This window comes from Enterobacter sp. RIT637, from assembly GCF_019718755.1.
Taxonomy (GTDB): domain Bacteria; phylum Pseudomonadota; class Gammaproteobacteria; order Enterobacterales; family Enterobacteriaceae; genus Enterobacter.
Genome location: NZ_JAIHAZ010000013.1, coordinates 78,234 through 95,067 on the forward strand (window position 1 = coordinate 78,234; position 16,834 = coordinate 95,067).

The 16,834-nt window shown below is 55.7% G+C and carries 18 protein-coding genes; 5 read left to right on the top strand and 13 right to left on the bottom strand.

Translation table 11 applies throughout. The features are described 5' to 3' along the window. The first annotated feature begins 59 nt into the window (after positions 1–59). Complete coding sequence (locus tag K5E19_RS17500) at positions 60–371, top strand: MGMT family protein (protein WP_221552308.1); 312 nt, start codon at positions 60–62, stop codon at positions 369–371. A gap of 33 nt (positions 372–404) precedes the next feature. Here K5E19_RS17500 and K5E19_RS17505 read toward each other — a convergent pair whose 3' ends face one another. Next, positions 405–932, bottom strand: a complete 528-nt coding sequence (locus K5E19_RS17505) for a YbaY family lipoprotein (RefSeq protein ID WP_010428141.1) — start codon at positions 930–932, stop codon at positions 405–407. Positions 933–1,135: 203 nt separating this feature from the next. Between K5E19_RS17505 and tesB the strand changes: the two genes are divergently transcribed. Beyond that, entirely contained in the window at positions 1,136–1,996 is an 861-nt protein-coding gene (tesB, locus tag K5E19_RS17510; protein ID WP_221552309.1) for an acyl-CoA thioesterase II, read from the top strand. Between the two features lie 190 nt (positions 1,997–2,186). On the opposite strand, the gene amtB is transcribed toward tesB, so the two are convergent. The 5 genes from amtB to K5E19_RS17535 all read right to left on the bottom strand — a co-directional run bounded on the left by amtB (position 2,187) and on the right by K5E19_RS17535 (position 8,087). Then, positions 2,187–3,473: an ammonium transporter AmtB gene (gene amtB, locus K5E19_RS17515; protein ID WP_221552311.1), complete on the bottom strand. Its 1,287-nt coding sequence runs from the start codon at positions 3,471–3,473 to the stop codon at positions 2,187–2,189. Positions 3,474–3,508: 35 nt separating this feature from the next. Further along, positions 3,509–3,847: a P-II family nitrogen regulator gene (gene glnK, locus K5E19_RS17520; protein WP_008503304.1), complete on the bottom strand. Its 339-nt coding sequence runs from the start codon at positions 3,845–3,847 to the stop codon at positions 3,509–3,511. A gap of 222 nt (positions 3,848–4,069) precedes the next feature. Further along, on the bottom strand, positions 4,070–5,851 hold the full coding sequence (locus K5E19_RS17525) for a SmdB family multidrug efflux ABC transporter permease/ATP-binding protein (RefSeq protein WP_221552313.1): 1,782 nt from the start codon (positions 5,849–5,851) through the stop codon (positions 4,070–4,072). Beyond that, the gene (locus K5E19_RS17530; protein ID WP_221552314.1) at positions 5,844–7,598 is read right to left on the bottom strand and encodes a SmdA family multidrug ABC transporter permease/ATP-binding protein; all 1,755 of its coding nucleotides are present in this window, start codon (positions 7,596–7,598) and stop codon (positions 5,844–5,846) included. The genes K5E19_RS17525 and K5E19_RS17530 overlap by 8 nt, the downstream gene beginning before the upstream one ends. A 30-nt stretch (positions 7,599–7,628) precedes the next feature. After that, positions 7,629–8,087, bottom strand: a complete 459-nt coding sequence (locus K5E19_RS17535; RefSeq protein ID WP_010428130.1) for an Lrp/AsnC family transcriptional regulator — start codon at positions 8,085–8,087, stop codon at positions 7,629–7,631. Positions 8,088–8,203: 116 nt separating this feature from the next. Here K5E19_RS17535 and K5E19_RS17540 point away from each other — a divergent pair, with 116 nt between their 5' ends. After that, positions 8,204–9,250 (top strand): PLP-dependent cysteine synthase family protein, encoded by a 1,047-nt coding sequence (locus tag K5E19_RS17540; protein WP_221552315.1) that lies wholly within the window; start codon positions 8,204–8,206, stop codon positions 9,248–9,250. A gap of 40 nt (positions 9,251–9,290) precedes the next feature. Here K5E19_RS17540 and cof read toward each other — a convergent pair whose 3' ends face one another. After that, on the bottom strand, positions 9,291–10,109 hold the full coding sequence (gene cof, locus K5E19_RS17545; RefSeq protein WP_221552316.1) for an HMP-PP phosphatase: 819 nt from the start codon (positions 10,107–10,109) through the stop codon (positions 9,291–9,293). 102 nt (positions 10,110–10,211) lie between these two features. Between cof and K5E19_RS17550 the strand changes: the two genes are divergently transcribed. Together K5E19_RS17550 and queC are read left to right on the top strand one after the other, a co-directional pair. Continuing rightward, positions 10,212–11,912, top strand: coding sequence for an SgrR family transcriptional regulator (locus K5E19_RS17550; protein WP_221552317.1), 1,701 nt, complete (start codon positions 10,212–10,214; stop codon positions 11,910–11,912). A 66-nt stretch (positions 11,913–11,978) separates the two neighbouring features. Further along, positions 11,979–12,674, top strand: coding sequence for a 7-cyano-7-deazaguanine synthase QueC (gene queC, locus K5E19_RS17555; protein WP_214594464.1), 696 nt, complete (start codon positions 11,979–11,981; stop codon positions 12,672–12,674). Between the two features lie 2 nt (positions 12,675–12,676). On the opposite strand, the gene K5E19_RS17560 is transcribed toward queC, so the two are convergent. The 6 genes from K5E19_RS17560 to hupB all read right to left on the bottom strand — a co-directional run bounded on the left by K5E19_RS17560 (position 12,677) and on the right by hupB (position 16,775). Further along, on the bottom strand, positions 12,677–13,006 hold the full coding sequence (locus K5E19_RS17560; RefSeq protein WP_221552318.1) for an addiction module antidote protein: 330 nt from the start codon (positions 13,004–13,006) through the stop codon (positions 12,677–12,679). Then, positions 12,963–13,343 carry a type II toxin-antitoxin system RelE/ParE family toxin gene (locus tag K5E19_RS17565; protein WP_221552319.1) on the bottom strand — a complete coding sequence of 127 codons (381 nt, stop codon included), beginning with the start codon at positions 13,341–13,343 and terminating at the stop codon, positions 12,963–12,965. The genes K5E19_RS17560 and K5E19_RS17565 overlap by 44 nt, the downstream gene beginning before the upstream one ends. A 48-nt stretch (positions 13,344–13,391) precedes the next feature. Further along, positions 13,392–13,790, bottom strand: a complete 399-nt coding sequence (locus tag K5E19_RS17570; RefSeq protein WP_025756175.1) for a YbgC/FadM family acyl-CoA thioesterase — start codon at positions 13,788–13,790, stop codon at positions 13,392–13,394. A 99-nt stretch (positions 13,791–13,889) separates the two neighbouring features. Continuing rightward, on the bottom strand, positions 13,890–14,270 hold the full coding sequence (locus tag K5E19_RS17575; RefSeq protein WP_221552320.1) for a helix-hairpin-helix domain-containing protein: 381 nt from the start codon (positions 14,268–14,270) through the stop codon (positions 13,890–13,892). A 148-nt stretch (positions 14,271–14,418) separates the two neighbouring features. Further along, entirely contained in the window at positions 14,419–16,290 is a 1,872-nt protein-coding gene (ppiD, locus tag K5E19_RS17580; RefSeq protein WP_221552321.1) for a peptidylprolyl isomerase, read from the bottom strand. Positions 16,291–16,502: 212 nt separating this feature from the next. Further along, a complete protein-coding gene (gene hupB, locus K5E19_RS17585) occupies positions 16,503–16,775 on the bottom strand; it encodes a nucleoid-associated protein HU-beta (protein ID WP_010428111.1) in 273 nt (90 codons plus the stop codon). Positions 16,776–16,834 lie beyond the last annotated feature (59 nt).

Below are 16,834 nucleotides of genomic sequence, written 5' to 3' on the forward strand. Positions count from 1 at the left end.
GGCAATCGCCTTCATCTTCGTTTACCATCACACTTCATTACGGCCCACTGGAGTGATAAATGGACGAACATGACTCTTTCCCGCAACGCGTGTGGCAAATCGTGGCCTCCATCCCGGAAGGGGTTGTCACCACCTACGGTGAGGTAGCGCGTCTTGCAGGCTCTCCGCGAGCGGCACGTCAGGTGGGTGGCGTTCTGAAGCGGCTCCCGGAAGGAAGTACTTTGCCTTGGCATCGCGTGGTGAATCGTCACGGTGCCATTTCGTTAACCGGGCCGGATTTGCAGCGCCAGCGTCAGGCGTTATTGTCAGAAGGTGTGCAGGTGTCAGGTTCGGGACAGATCGATTTGCAGAAATACCGTTGGGTGTACTGAACCCTCTCCCGCAGGAGAGGGTAAAGGCAGTAATTACAGCTGCGTAGGCGGGGTTGCGACAGCCGGCTGGTTAGTCTGAGGCGCAAGCGGAACTTCCGTTTGCTGCACCGGAACCAGATTCAGGTCAACTTTGGTTCCACCGTTGTTGATCGCTTCGTGCACCGTGTCGGTAATAAAGACCAGCTTATCGTTGATCGTTACCGCCGCACTCAGCAGGATACGCGCGTTTGGCTGCACGTCTGCTGGGTTATAAGGCAGTACGAAGCTAAATGGCGCCTGTTTCCCCTCGGTACGAACCGCACGCTGCGCCAGCACCTTCGACGGTGCATCAGCCAGTGAAGCATCAGACAGCGTTACCGTTAATACCGCATCCGGCGGCAGGGCGACTCTTTGCTTGATCCAGATCGTACCGGATACATTTGGCTGCTGAATTGACTGCTGTGAAAGTGTATTAATCCCGTTCGGGTCAGCTGCTGGCACCGGCACCTGGGCGCTCTTACCTGCACAGGCGGACAATGCCACCGCAATCGCTATACCACTTAGCATAGGCACGAGTTTCATTGAAGTCTCCTTATCATCAATGCACCAGCGGGATCGATCCCATCCGATGTCGTTTCATTCACATAACGTATTCAAGTGTGGCACAAATCAATGATTAACGCCTGAATTCTCCCCGATATTCAGACTAATCTACCCATCGGACCACTTTCATTTCTGCGTTATACTCTGCGTATCTTTCGCCACGGCGTTTATTGAGGACGACTATGAGTCAGGCACTGAACAACCTGCTGACATTACTGAATCTGGAAAAAATTGAGGAAGGACTCTTTCGCGGACAGAGTGAAGATTTGGGTTTACGCCAGGTCTTCGGTGGGCAAGTTGTGGGACAAGCGCTGTACGCAGCCAAGGAAACCGTCCCGACCGAGCGTCTGGTGCACTCCTTTCACAGTTACTTCCTGCGCCCTGGCGATAGCGCAAAACCCATAGTCTACGACGTTGAAGTGCTGAGAGATGGCAACAGTTTTAGTGCTCGCCGCGTGGCAGCCATTCAAAATGGCAAACCGATCTTTTACATGACCGCCTCTTTCCAGGCGCCTGAACCGGGCTATGAGCATCAGAAAGTGATGCCGCCAGCCCCCTCGCCTGACGATCTCAAATCGGAAACCGATATCGCCCGCGCGCTGGCGCATCTGCTTCCGCCTCAGGTAAAGGAGAAGTTCCTTTGCGATAAGCCGCTTGAGATCCGCCCCGTTGAATTCCATAACCCGATGAAAGGCCATACAGCAGAACCAAAACGTCAGGTCTGGATGCGTGCCAACGGCACAATGCCGGAAGATCTCCGCGTTCATCAGTACCTGCTGGGCTATGCGTCTGACTTCAACTTCCTGCCGGTGGCGCTGCAGCCGCACGGCGTGGGATTCCTGGAAAAAGGGATGCAGGTAGCAACCATCGACCACTCGATGTGGTTCCACCGTCCATTCAACATGAATGAGTGGTTGCTCTACAGCGTGGAAAGTACGTCGGCATCAAGTGCGCGCGGGTTTGTGCGCGGGGAGTTTTATACTCAGGATGGCGTGCTGGTGGCTTCTACGGTGCAGGAAGGGGTGATGCGTAACAGAGGGTGACATTGTGCGGCCTGATGCCCTCACCCTGCCCCTCTCCCACGGGGAGAGGGAATACACACTAAAAACGGCAACCTAAGTTGCCGTTTTGCTTTAACCTTGTGCGGCCTGATGCCCTCACCCTGACCCTCTCCCACGGGGAGAGGGAATAAACACTAAAAACGGCAACCTAAGGTTGCCGTTTTGCTGTTTATCAGGCGTTATACGCATTTTCGCCGTGGCTGTTGACGTCCAGACCTTCGCGTTCCTGCTCTTCCGGTACGCGCAGTCCGACAGTCATGTCCGCCAGCTTATAGCCAATAAAGGCCACTACAGCAGACCACACTACGGTGATAGCAATACTTTCCAGCTGTACCAGCACCTGGTGAACCATGGTGACGCCTTCCGCATAACCTACGCCGCCCAGTGATTTGGCAGCAAAGATCCCGGTCATGATACAGCCGACGATACCGCAGACGCCGTGGACACCAAACACATCGCAAGGGTCGTCAACGCGCAGAACACGTTTCAGAGCGGTAACGCCCCACAGACCCGCAAGGCCCGCAACCAAACCTACCAGCAGCGCACCACCTACACCTACGTAACCACAGGCTGGCGTGATACCGACCAGACCAGCAATGGCACCCGAACAGGCACCCAGCAGAGACGGTTTACCGCGAACGGCCCACTCGCCAAACACCCAGGAGAGGATTGCACCCGCCGTTGCGACAACGGTGTTCACGAAGGCCAGCGCGGCGATTTCGTTAGCGGCACTTGCAGAGCCTGCGTTGAAGCCAAACCAGCCAAAGTAGAGGATTGCCGTACCGGTAAACACCATCGGCAGGTTGTGCGGCTTAAACGCTTCTTTCCCGAAGCCCACGCGTTTGCCAATCAGGTAGGCACCCACCAGGCCCGCGACTGCGGCGTTGATGTGTACAACGGTGCCGCCCGCAAAGTCCAGCGCACCATGGCTCGCCAGCAGACCACCGCCCCATACCATATGTGCGATAGGCACATAGGAGAGCGTCAGCCAGACCACCACGAAGATCAGGACGGCAGAGAAACGAATACGCTCAGCAAGCGCACCCACAATCAGCCCGACGGTGATGCAGGCGAACGACCCCTGGAAAGCAACGTGGATGTACTGATAGAAGCTGCCCATCAGCGCGGTCAGCTCAATGTTTTTCAGCATCACCCAGTCGAAGTTACCAAAGAACGCGTTGCCCGTGCCGAACGCCAGCGAGTATCCGTAAACTACCCACAGCACGCAGACCAGCGCGAACGTTACCGCGACCTGCGTCAGCATGGAGAGCACGTTCTTGCCGCGGATCAGGCCGCCGTAGAACAAGGCAATGCCCGGAATAGACATGAACAGCACCAGCGCGGTGCTAATCATCATAAAGGCGTTATCGGCTTTGTCTGCCACGGCAGGCGCAGCCAGTGCCAGGCCCGGCAGCAGTGCCAGCGACCCCAGACCCGTTTTGAGTGTTGCTATCTTCATTTTCTCGATCCCTATCACTGTGTGCCAGGAGTTACTTACAGAGCCGCTTCGTCAGATTCGCCGGTACGGATGCGAATGACGCGCTGCAGTTCGGCAACGAAAATTTTGCCGTCGCCAATTTTGCCGGTGTAGGCCGCTTTGCTGATGACATCAATGACCTCATCAAGCTGGTCATCCGCAATCGCGACATCGATTTTTACTTTTGGCAGGAAATTCACGCTGTATTCCGCACCGCGATAAAGCTCGGCATGACCCTTCTGACGACCAAAGCCTTTCACTTCGGTGACAGTCAGTCCCTGAATACCCATTGAAGACAACGCTTCACGTACGTCTTCGAGTTTGAATGGTTTGATTACAACCGTAACCAGCTTCATAAATCCCCTCCAGTCAGAATTCGGTAATGGCCGCAGCTAACACGTAAGAGACTTTGCAAGGGATGTGCCAGAATTGAAAACCGCGAGAAAACGGCGGGCGATGAGCCAGGAATGGGGTTCGATACCGAACGGGTGAAAAAAAACGCACCATGGCAGTGCACGGCGCGTTTCAGTTTTGCACCAACAGGAATGACTGTTAGCAGCTTGCCTTTTTTTGGTGCATCAGGCGCTCAGCGACTCTTCTTCGCGCGCGCTGGCTGCCAGCTCTTCACCCGCCAGCTGCAGCTGGTACATCTGCCAGTAGCGTCCTTTCTCCTCCAGCAGTTGTCTGTGCGTACCTCGTTCAACCGCCTGTCCACGATGCAGCACCAGAATGGTATCGGCATCGACAATGGTTGAGAGGCGATGCGCGATAACCACCAGCGTGGTGTGATCCCGGACAGCAGCCAGCGCCTGCTGGATGGCCTGTTCGGTACCGGAGTCAATACTGGCCGTCGCCTCATCGAGGATCAGCACCTGCGGCGTTTCAATCAGCACGCGCGCCAGGGCCAGCAGCTGTTTCTGCCCTACGGAGAGGTTATTCCCCTGCTCGCCTAGTTTAGTGTTGATACCCTCACTGAACCCGCGCGCCAGATCGGCCAGCTGCACTTTCTCCAGCACCTCCCAGACCTGTTCCTGGGTAAAAGGCCGACCCAGCGTGACGTTAGCGTAGAAGGTATCGGCCAGTACGACCGGGTCCTGTTGCACCATGGCGACGCCTTTACGCAGCACATTGTGGCTAAGTGATGCAAGCGGGCGTCCATCGAGGCGGATCTCACCTTGCGTTAATGGGTAGTAGCCCATTAGCAGACTGGCGAGCGTACTCTTGCCGCTGCCGGTATGCCCCACCAGCGCCACGAAGCCGCGCGACGGTACCTCAAGATTGATGTCCTGTAAGACAAGCTGGTCATCGCGGTAGGCAAACGAGACCTTATCAAAGGCAATCGAACCGCTTTGCAGAGGACGTTCATCATCGCCATAGGTCTGACGCGGTCTGTCCATCAGTTCGAACACGCGCTCACCGGCGACCACCGCCTGTTGCAGCATCGATTGCTGGGTAGTGAGCTCAATCAGGGGTTCGTTAAGACGCCCCAGATAGCTGATGAAGGCGTATAGCACCCCAACCTCAATGGTTCCGCGCGTCGTCAGCCCAAACAGCATCAGCAGGCCACAGAGGACCAGGGCCGAGAACAGGCTGAGCAGCGGGCGCAGCAGGAAGCCGTCCAGGCGTAACGTCTGCATACGCGCCATATAGTGCGAACGGCTGGCTTCGCCCATTCGCTCGCCAAAGCGCGCCTGTTGGCGGAACTGCTGGATGACGCTCATGCCGTTGATCACTTCGTTGAAGCCATCGTTAATATCGGCCAGGTAAGCGCGCACCCGGCGAACAATCGGCGTGCTGTAGCGCTGGTAGATCACCATCACGATCAGCACCGCCGGGAAAATAGTGATCGCCACCAGCGCCATGCGCCAGTCGAGGCTGAACATGGCGACGAGCATCGCACCGATCAGCGCGGCACTGCGCAACACGGTTGCCACTACGGTGACGTAGAGATCGCGGATCACTTCAGTATCGTTGGTCACGCGCGAAATCACCTGCCCGACCGGCTGGGTGTCAAACTCGCTCAGCGGCTGGCGCAGCGCAGCATCCATGACATCCGTACGCAGCTGCTGTACCACGCCCACGGCTGCCCGGTTAAAGAGCAGCGACTGGGCATAGTGCAGCCCTGCCGCCGTTAACTGTAGCCCAACGTAGGCCACGCCTAAGCCTGTGACCAGCCCCCACGGCAGATAGCTTTTCGCCACCATATTGTCGATGAAATAGCTGATAAGCAGTGGGCCACTGACTTCGGCAATCGCCGCAATCCATAGCAGAAGCACGGCAACCGACAGCGGTTTACGCCACGGCGAGCCGTAGGCCAGAAGACGTTTGAGCGTCGGCCACATTGTTCCGAGCTTACGCATGGGTCGCCTCCTCATCCAGCGCCGCTTCCAGCTGCTGATAACGATACATATCGCGATACCAACCCGGCTGTTCCGCCAGCTGCTCGTGCTGCCCGCGCTGGGCAATATGCCCGTGCTGCAACACCAGAATTTCACTGGCTTCCGTCAGCGCCGACAGGCGGTGGGCGCTGATGATCACCGTGCGTCCTTCTCCCCACTGACGAAGATTGTGCAGGATCTGATGCTCAGTGCGGCCATCAACGGCGGAAAGCGCATCGTCCAGGATCAGGATTTCAGCATTCAGCAGCAGCGCACGCGCGATCGAAATGCGCTGCTTTTGTCCGCCGGAGAGCATCACCCCGCGCTCGCCGACTTCCGTTTCATAGCCCTGCGGCAGACGCAAAATATCGTCGTGGACGCTTGCCAGGCGCGCCACATGTTCAATCTCTTTCTGTGTTGCCGAAGGATGACCGAGGGCGATATTGTTCGCGATGGTATCGGAGAATAAAAACGGCGTCTGGCTCACCACCGCCAGGCGGCTACGCCAGCCGTCCAGCAGCAGGTTCGACAAGGGAATGTCATGAAAACGGATGTCGCCCTGCGTCACGTCAAAGTGGCGCTGCAGCAGAGAGAGAACGGTACTTTTTCCGGCCCCCGTTGGCCCGCAAATTCCCAGCATCTGTCCAGGCAGCAGCGTGAAGCTGACGTTTTCGAGCACCGGGTGTGCCGTCTGCGGATAGCTAAACGACTGAATATCGGCTTTCACGATCCCGCGCCCCTCGGGAACGGCTTCGCTGCCGTCCACCACCACCGGCGCTTCCGCCAGCATCGCGCGAATACGGCTGTACGCGGCGCTGCCGCGCTCAACGATGTTAAACATCCAGGCCAGCGCCAGCATCGGCCAAATCATCAGCCCCAGGTACATGGCAAAGCTGGTCAACTGACCGAGGGTCATGGAACCCTGCACCACCATCCAGCTTCCGCCGCCAATCGCCAGCATATTCGCCATGCCGATGGCGATATAGATCGTCGGGTCAAACCGGGCGTCAATACGCGCCACGCGCATGTTCTTCGCCCCGGTATCCGCCGCATCGGCGGCAAACAGCGCGGATTGCCTGTCCTCCAGGCCGAAGGCTTTGATCATGCGAATGCTGGTCATGCTCTCCTGAGTGCGATCGTTGAGCGATGAAAACGCCGCCTGCGCCAGCTTGAAACGCTCGTGAAGCTTTTCACCGTAGCGGTTGATCGCCAGCGCCATCAGCGGCATTGGCAGCAGCGCCAGCAGGGTCAGTTGCCAGCTAATCTGGGTCGACATCACAATCAACACCGCGCAGCCCATTACCAGCGAATCCACCAGCGTCAGCACGCCCTCCCCGGCGGCAAAGACCACGCGGTCCACGTCGTTGGTGGCGCGGGCGATAAGATCGCCAGTGCGGTGGCGCAGATAAAATTCAGGATGCTGGCGGCTCAGCTGGCGGTAAAAATCTTCACGCAGCTCAACGGCCAGCTGATAGGAGGCACCGAATAAGAGCACGCGCCAGACGTAGCGCAGCAGGTAAACAATCACCGCGGTCAGCACCAGCGTGCCGACCCACATCAACACCCGTGCGGTGGTGTAATGCTGTTCAGTGACGCCATCCACGACGTATCCCACCACTTTCGGCGGGATCAACTGCAGTATGGCAATGATAATAAGCAGGCATACCGCGCCGAGGTAGCGTTGCCACTCCCGACGAAAGTACCAGCTTAATTGGGCAAATAATCGCACGCGGTTTGTTCCTGAAGGTATTTTTCGAAGTTATTCAATGGGTAATGCTGTGGTGTATTTAATCTGTTCCATGGCGAAGCTTGAGGTGACGTCCGACAAACCCGGTACGCTGTTCACCAGCCGCTTGTAGAAATCATCATAGCGCTTCATGTCGGCCACCTGGACGCGCATCAGGTAATCGTATTCTCCCGCCATACGCCAGAAGCCGAGCACCTCGGGCATCTCAGAAACCTGAGTAACGAAGCGGCAATACCATTCGCTGCTGTGGTGCTGCGTTTTTATCAGGACAAAGGCCGTCAGTCCAAGCCCCAGTTTTTCGGGATCTAATAACGCCACACGGCCCAGCAGCACGCCGTCATCTTCCAGCTTCTTGAGGCGTTTCCAGCACGGTGTGGTGGTCAGATTAACGGCATCTGCTAACGCCTGCAAAGAGAGGGTGCAGTCCGTTTGCAACAATGAAAGCAGCTTGCGGTCAATTTTATCTAGCATACCCAACCTCGCAGAGAAAATTTTTCTCCCTACATTCTATTTTAAAGGCCAGATAGCAACAATTTTTTCTGTGCTTTTCGCTATGCTAGGCACAAAATGACAAATGGATAACTACGATGAATAGCACCTGGGTTAAACATGCGATCAGCGAAATCAATGCCGACTATCAGCGCTCGGCGGATACGCACCTGATTCGCCTTTCCCTGCCGGGATTTGACGGCATTCAGCTCTATCTGAAAGACGAAAGCACCCATCCAACCGGCAGCCTTAAGCATCGTCTGGCACGTTCCCTGTTCTTATACGGCTTATGTAACGGCTGGATTAAAGAAGGCACGACGATTATTGAATCCTCGTCCGGTTCCACAGCGGTGTCCGAAGCCTATTTCGCCCGCCTGCTGGGCCTGCCGTTTATCGCCGTCATGCCGTCCTGCACCGCAAAACGCAAAATCGAACAGATCGAATTTTACGGCGGTCGCTGCCACTTTGTGGAAAGCGCCTGCGAAATCTACGCTGCCTCCGAAATGCTGGCGCGCGAGCTGAACGGCCACTATATGGACCAGTTCACCTTCGCCGAGCGAGCTACCGACTGGCGCGGCAATAACAACATTGCCGACAGTATTTTCCGCCAGATGACGCACGAGCCGCATCCGGTTCCGTCCTACATTGTGATGAGCGCCGGTACGGGCGGCACGTCTGCCACTATCGGGCGCTATATCCGCTGTCAGGGCTACGATACCCAACTGATGGTGGTAGACCCGCAGAACTCCGTGTTCCTCGACTACTGGCAAAACCGCGATGCCGGTCTGCGCAGCCCGGTGGGCAGTAAAATTGAAGGGATTGGCCGCCCGCGCGTGGAGCCCTCTTTCATCCCCGACGTTGTGGATGAGATGATGCGCGTGCCGGATGCCGCCAGCGTGGCAACGGCGCACTGGCTGGAGACGCAGCTTGGCCGCAAAGTGGGCGCCTCGACGGGCACTAACATGTGGGGCGCACTGCAGCTTGCCGCACGCATGCGCGAAGAGGGCCGCGCCGGTTCCATCGTCACGCTGCTGTGCGACAGCGGCGAGCGTTATCTTGAGACCTACTACAACGCGGAGTGGGTACAGGCCAACATCGGCGATATCGCCCCGTGGAAAGCGCAGATTGCACAGCTGGTGAAATAAAAAAAGCCAGACCGAAGTCTGGCTTGCTGGAAGGGTCTCACTATTCGGGGGAATATGGGAGGTTGTTGTTGTCCAGCCAATGCGTCAAAAAATGGGACACTGCTTCATTGCGGCAGTGGCCAATAACCGGCAGATGAGGAAGTTCAGCTTTCAGCTGCGCCATCGCATTCCCCATAATCAGACCGCGACCGACGCTGCCCAGCATCTCGCGGTCGTTCATGGCGTCGCCAAACGCCATACAATCCTGCAGCGTTAAGCCCAGGTGGTCGCTCAGAACCGCAAGGGCTGACCCTTTGTTACAGCCCACCGGCAGCACTTCCAGACAATCCACCGCCGAGAAGGTCAGATGCGCCCGGTCGCCCAGCGCCTCATTCAGTTGAATGCGTAAGCGACAGAGATCGTCATGATCGCCACAAAAGCAGATCTTGGTGACCGCATGGGCGGGGATCCGACGCAGATCGATTAGCTGGTATTTAAAGCCGCTGTAAACATGCGCGTGCAGTAATTCCGGGATTTCGCTGCCGGTAAACCAGCCCCCATCGTTAAAGACGTGGATGCTGGCCTGCGTATCCCAGGTACCGTGCAGCACGATATCCGCCACTTCCGGGTTGAGATCCTGTCGGTGCAGTACATCCCCTTCTACGGAGTGAATTCGCGTCCCGTTACCGGTGATCAGAAAGGCGTCGAGGGAAAAAGCCCCCAGCAAATGGCGCATCTCCAGCACATGACGACCGGTAGCAAACGTCAGGGTGACATCACGCTCGCTCAGGCGCTTCAGGGTACTGAGCGTTTTCTCCCCCAGACGGTGATCCGGCATTAACAGCGTGCCGTCCATATCAAATGCCGCAAGCCTGGCCATGATGACTCCTGAAAATGTGATGCGGTTAACTTGTGAATCAGTATCGTGTGAGATATACGGAAGTAATAGTGAATAGATGATAATTATTGTTCCGGGTTTATTATGCGCCAGCTCAATCGTCTTAATCAGTATCAGCGGCTGTGGCAACCGTCCGAGGGTGCAACGCAACAGGTCACCATCAGCGAGCTGGCCGCCCGCTGCTTTTGTAGCGAGCGGCATGTCCGAACGCTGCTGCGTCAGGCTCAGGAGGCGGGGTGGCTCAGCTGGCTCGCGCAGTCTGGCCGCGGAAAGCGCGGTGAGCTGACGTTTCATGTCACCCCGGAATCGCTGCGCAACCTAATGATGGAAGAGGCGCTGAAAAGCGGGCAGCAGCATAACGCTCTCGAACTGGCACAACTCGCGCCTGAGGATTTACGTGCGCTGCTGCATCCATTTCTGGGTGGACACTGGCAAAACGATACGCCGACGCTGCGTATTCCCTACTACCGCTCGCTGGATCCCCTTCATCCCGGTTTTTTACCCGGCCGGGCGGAGCAGCATCTGGCCGGGCACGTTTTCTCCGGACTGACGCGTTTTCACGGCAGCAACAGCGAACCGACGGGGGATCTGGCACACCACTGGGAGGTCTCGGCGGACGGTCTGCGGTGGCACTTTTACATCCGTTCCACCCTGCACTGGCATAGCGGCGATAAAATCGAGACGGCACAGCTTCAGCGAAGCCTGACGGCGCTGCTGGCGCTGCCTGCCCTGCGTAAGCTGTTCCAGAGCGTATTACGCATTGACGTCACCCACCCTCAGTGTCTGACATTTACCCTGCATCAGCCTGATCACTGGCTTGCGCACCGCCTGGCGACATACTGCAGTCGCCTCGCCCATCCCGACCAGCCCATGACGGGCAGCGGTCCTTTCAAACTGAGCGTGTTCGATCCTGAACTGGTTCGTCTGGAAAGCCACGAGCAGTACCATCTTAGCCACCCGCTGCTGAAAGCGATTGAGTACTGGATCACGCCGACGCTGTTTGACTACGGGCTTGGCACCAGCTGTCGTCATCCGGTACAAATCGCCATTGGCGAGCTTGATGAACTGGAAAACCTGCGGCTGGTGAGCAGCAGTACCAGCCTGGGGTTTTGTTATCTCACGCTGAAGCACAGCCCACGACTGAACAAAATGCAGGCACGACGGCTGATCAATATCATCCATCTCTCGACGCTATTGCACACACTGCCGTTGAATGAGGGGTTGATCACGCCAACGGAAGAACTTCTGCCCGGCTGGGATATACCGCAGTGGCCTGATTTAACGGACGTTCGTCTGCCTGAAACATTGACGCTGATTTATCATCTGCCGGTTGAACTCCACACCATGGCAAACCAGCTGAAACATTACCTTGCACAGCAAGGCTGTGAGCTAAGGGTCATTTTTCACGACGCCAAAACATGGGACGGATGCCAGCAACTGGCTGAGGCGGATATCATGATGGGTGACAGGCTGATTGGGGAAGCGCCAGAGTATACGCTTGAGCAGTGGCTACGCTGTGATGCGCTTTGGCCGCACCTGTTAAGCGCGCCGCAGTTTGCTCATCTACAGGCCACGCTGGATGCGGTTCAGGCCCAGGCCCACGAACAGGCGCGGCATGCTGGCCTGAAAGCCATTTTTAGTCAGCTTATGGAAAATGCGGTAATTACACCGCTATTTAACTACCAGTATCAAATCAGCGCCCCACCAGGCGTTAACGGTATCCGGCTTAATACCCGTGGCTGGTTTGATTTCACCGAAGCCTGGCTTCCTGCCCCCAAATCGTGAAGAAGCTGGTCGGCGCTGTAGTCAGGCGGTAACATAATGTTTTTACCGTAACTGTCGAGATGATTTATGAAACGTGCCGTCGTCGTGTTCAGCGGAGGACAAGATTCCACTACCTGCCTGGTTCAGGCTCTTCATCAGTACGATGAAGTTCACTGCGTGACTTTCGATTATGGTCAGCGCCACCGCGCTGAAATCGATGTGGCCCGTGAACTGGCTCTGAAACTGGGCGCACGCGCGCATAAGGTGCTGGACGTTACGCTGTTAAATGAACTGGCCGTCAGTAGCCTCACCCGGGACAGTATCCCGGTACCTGACTACGAACCCGATGCCAGCGGTATTCCGAATACCTTTGTGCCGGGCCGCAATATTCTTTTCCTGACGCTGACCGCAATCTACGCCTATCAGGTGCAAGCCGAAGCGGTGATCACGGGCGTGTGCGAGACCGACTTCTCCGGTTATCCGGACTGTCGTGATGAGTTCGTGAAAGCACTCAATCACGCAGTCAATCTGGGCATGGCAAAAGAGACGCGCTTTGAAACGCCGCTGATGTGGCTGGATAAGGCCGAAACCTGGGCGCTGGCCGACTACTGGGGCAAGCTGGACCTGGTTCGCAGCGAGACGCTCACCTGCTATAACGGCATCAAGGGCGACGGTTGTGGCCAGTGCGCGGCCTGTAATCTGCGTGCGAATGGGCTGAACCATTATCTTGCCGATAAAGTCGGCGTGATGGCCGCGATGCAGAAAAAGACCGGGCTTAAATAAGGCTACTTGACCGTGCTGTCGAACAGTTTCACACCGGCAGCACGGGTGACTTTCATCAGCGTTGTCAGCGTTGGGTTGCCGTTGTCTGATAGGGTTCGGTATAGCTGCTGACGTGACAGACCTGCTTTGGCAGCTATTTCACCTATGCCGCCGCGGGATTCGATAACACGTCTTAACGCGATTAAGTATGCTGGGATCCCCTGGTCTTCATAAATCTCATCCAATGCAACCTGCAGATATAGCTGAGCGTAGGAAGGGTTTTCACGAAGCATTTTTACGACGGCTTCATCATGGCTGACGGAACTGGGAAATTTTCGTTGGCTCTTGCTCATCCGGTTTATCCTTTTGATGTTCTTTCCAGTAATCTATTGCCAGTTTCACATCAGTCTTTTGACTCTTTTTGTCACCGCCGATCAGCAACAACAAGATCTTCCGATGTTGTACCGCAAAATAGATTCGATAGCCGGGACCACAATCAATTTTCAATTCCCAGATCCCCTCTCTGAGATATCGGTAATCACCGAAATTCCCTTTCTCAGCACGGTCAATTCGCAGAAGGATCCGAAACGCTAACTCCGGATCCTTTCGCTTCATCTTCGCCACCCACTCCTCAAACGGTACTTTCCCGTCACGGGTCCGGTAACGTTCAACAACGTAGTCCCTGTCCATTATTCTATCCCTGAAAAATCCGTTTGTCTTTTATAAAAGACAAACTTTCTACGCGATCATCAACTCCAGCTTTTCCCGCAGTTCCCCTTCCAGCGGCAGCGCTTTCTGCGTTTTCAGATCGATACAGACAAAGGTAATCAGCGCATCGGCTACCACCTGCCCTTCAGGATCCAGCGTCACCACCTGGCTCAATACTCCGCTTTTACCGTTTAGCTGCTGAACCTGACTGGTGACGGTCAGCACATCCCCCAGCACGGCCGGACGGCGGTAGTTGATGTTGATATTGACGACCACGAACGCGATGTTGTGCGCGGTCAGCCACTGAAAGCTTTCGCTGTTTTCCAGCCCGTCCCAGCGCGCCTCTTCAAGAAACTCAAGATAGCGGGCGTTGTTCACGTGCTGGTAAACGTCGAGATGGAAACCGCGTACTTTGATTTTTGTCTGCATAGCGCAATAGCCTTTACTGTTATTGTAGGTTGAGAGGTCATAACTGGTATGACCTCTTTATCCTGGCAAACTTTTGCCGCAGTGCAAGAAATTGCGTAATTACAACGTCAGGTGTGAGAGGTTGCGCTCAACCAGCGCGCTTCCCATTCCTGGTACCTGAGTGAGATCGTCGACCGTTTTGAAAGGACCATACTCTTCGCGATAGCTGACGATGGCCTGCGCTTTTTTTAAGCCGACGCCATTCATGACGCGGGCGAGCTCTTCCGCAGAGGCCGAATTGATGCTGACCCGCGTACCGTCATCATCGGTATTTTTACCGGCGTCAGTCGCTTTGGTTTGCCCCTGCACCGGCGCTGCCGCGTCAGACTTGCTCTGCGTAGCCTGTGGTTTAGCGGCGGGCGTCACCGCCAGCGCGCCCGCGCTCATCCCGGTGGTGGCAATAGCCAGCGTAATTAACAGTGCTTTGATTCCACGTTTCATGCTGTTATCTCCTTGTTTGTTGACAGCCACGTCACGATAGCCGCCGGGAAAAACAGGCACAAACAGCAGATTGCAGAAATGGAAAAGGCCGCGAAAGCGGCCTTTAGTTTTTGCAGAGCGTTACGAAAATCTGCGAGCAGACTCGTAATTACTGCTGCTGAGTCATCACATCACCCAGCTTGATTTTAGCTTCTTTACGCAGGTTGCTCATCATGGCTTCGAAAGCAATCTGGGCGTTGTTCTGGGTAATTCCCTGAACCATCGCTTTCTTCTGTGCTTCAGGCAGGGTACCCGCTTTCACTTCATCCAGCGCCAGCAGTACGACGTTACCCTGCATATCGGTTGTGGTGCCGAAGCTTGGTTTATCCTTCGCTGGCAGCGTCAGACCAAACGCGGCCTGGCTGATTGGGTCCTGACCGGTACGGCTCAGCGTTTTAGCCTCACCGAAGCTCAGACCAGCGGCTTTCAGCGCGTCCTCTTTACCTGCTTTCAGGTCAACCAGGATCTTCTCAGCATCCAGTTTGGCCTGCTGCTCAGCTTTGTTGTGCTTAACCTGCGCAACAACCTGATCTTTCACTTCCGCCAGCGGCTTAACGGCTTCCGCTTTGTGCTCACTGACGCGCAGAACGAATGCACGGTCACCGTCAACGGTAATGATGTCAGAGTTGCTGCCCGGCGTGCCGTTTTCGCCTACCAGACCGCCGTTGAAGATGGCGTCAGAAACCGGCTTGAAGTTCAGCTCTTCCGGCAGGTTGTCGCGTCCAAACCAGCCAGTTTCAACCGCTTTAACACCCGCAGCCTGCTCTGCACCCGCCAGAGATTCGTTGTCGTTGCTCGCCGCATCGCTCACTTTCTGCTGCAGTGCGTAATAAGCATCCAGCGCTTTTTCCTGTTTCACTTTCGCCGCGATATCTTCGCGAACGTCAGCCAGCGGCTTGGTTTTTGCCGCGGTGATATCGTCCAGACGCACGACCAGGAAACCAACGGAAGACTTAACGACGCCTGACAGCTGGCCTTTCTCTTTCAGACCGGCATTTTTCAGCTCGTCCGGCGTGGTCGCGTCTTCCAGCCAGCCCATATCACCGCCGTTTTTCGCAGAGATAATGTCGGTGGATTTTGCTTTCGCGACGGTCGCGAAATCAGCGCCTTTGTTCAGCTCGTCCAGCACGGCTTTGGCATCTGCCTCGGTCTTGGTCTGAATCACGCTGTAGCGGTTACGCTGCGGCTGAGTGAACTGATCCTGATGCTGGTCGTAGTAAGACTGGATTTCCGCGTCAGACGCAGTTTCCTGCAGCGCAGCTGCATCCAGTTTGATGTAGCTGACGCGGAACTGCTCAGGCGCAACGAAGCTGTTCTTGTTCTGCTCGTAGTAAGCGTTAACTTCTGCGTCGCTCACCTGCTGCTTTGCCGCCAGTGCATTCACATCGATTGTCGCTTCACGCACGACACGCTGCTGAGCCACCAGCGCAGCCAGTTCGTCGGTTTCACCTTTGAGCATGAAATCGGTGCCCACAACGGCATTGATGAGCTGCTGAGTCGTCAGCTGGTTACGCAGTGCCTGCGCGTACTGATCGGCGGTCATGCCCATCTGGTTTACGATGCTGTTGTAACGGGCGTTGTCGAATTTGCCGTTAGACTGGAATGCCGGAGTTGAGAAGATGGCTTTTTTAACCTGCTCATCGCTAATGCCCAGACCCAGCCCTTTCGCATACTGGTCCAGCAACGCTTCATCGATAAGGCGATTAAGCGTCTGCTGACGCAAGGTTTTCATATAGCCTTCGTTCGCTGCCAGTTCGGAGAATTGATCGCCCAGCTGTTGCTGCATACGGTTACGTTCACCGGCGAAAGCGTTCTCGAACTGCCCACGGCTGATCTCCTGGCCGTTCACTTTTGCGGCATAGTTTGCGCCACCGCCGATAAGGTAACTGCTCACGCCGGTCAAAATGAACGACACGATAATGATACCGAAAATAATCTTGAGCACGAGACTGTTAGCAGCCGTGCGTAAGCTGTCCATCATGGTGTAACAACACTCCGCTGTAGGTGACTGGTTACCTGACGCTGACGGAAAATCCTTACCGTCGCGCGTAAAGGCGTATTGTGACAAGAAAACGGGGCGATTGTCAGCCCACAACTCGCATAAACTCGCACAAATCAGGTCTGGACAAACAAAAAAGGCACATCAAATGATGCGCCCTTGTACTTTTCGGCTTCCCTGAAGCGGGAAAGCAATCAGTTTACTGCGTCTTTCAGCGCTTTACCTGCACGGAAACCCGGCACTTTAGCGGCAGCAATGGTGATCTCTTTACCGGTTTGAGGGTTGCGGCCAGTACGGGCAGCACGCTCTTTAACAGCAAAAGTACCGAAGCCTACCAGCGCAACGTCGTCCCCAGACTGCAGAGATTCAGTAACAGAAGCAATTAATGCATCTAACGCACGTCCAGCTGCAGCTTTAGAAATATCAGCACCAGCAGCAATTTTGTCAATCAGTTGAGATTTATTCACTGTTCTCTTCCTCTCTTTATAATTTATATCGCACCTGAATCCTTCACAGCGCGACCGCG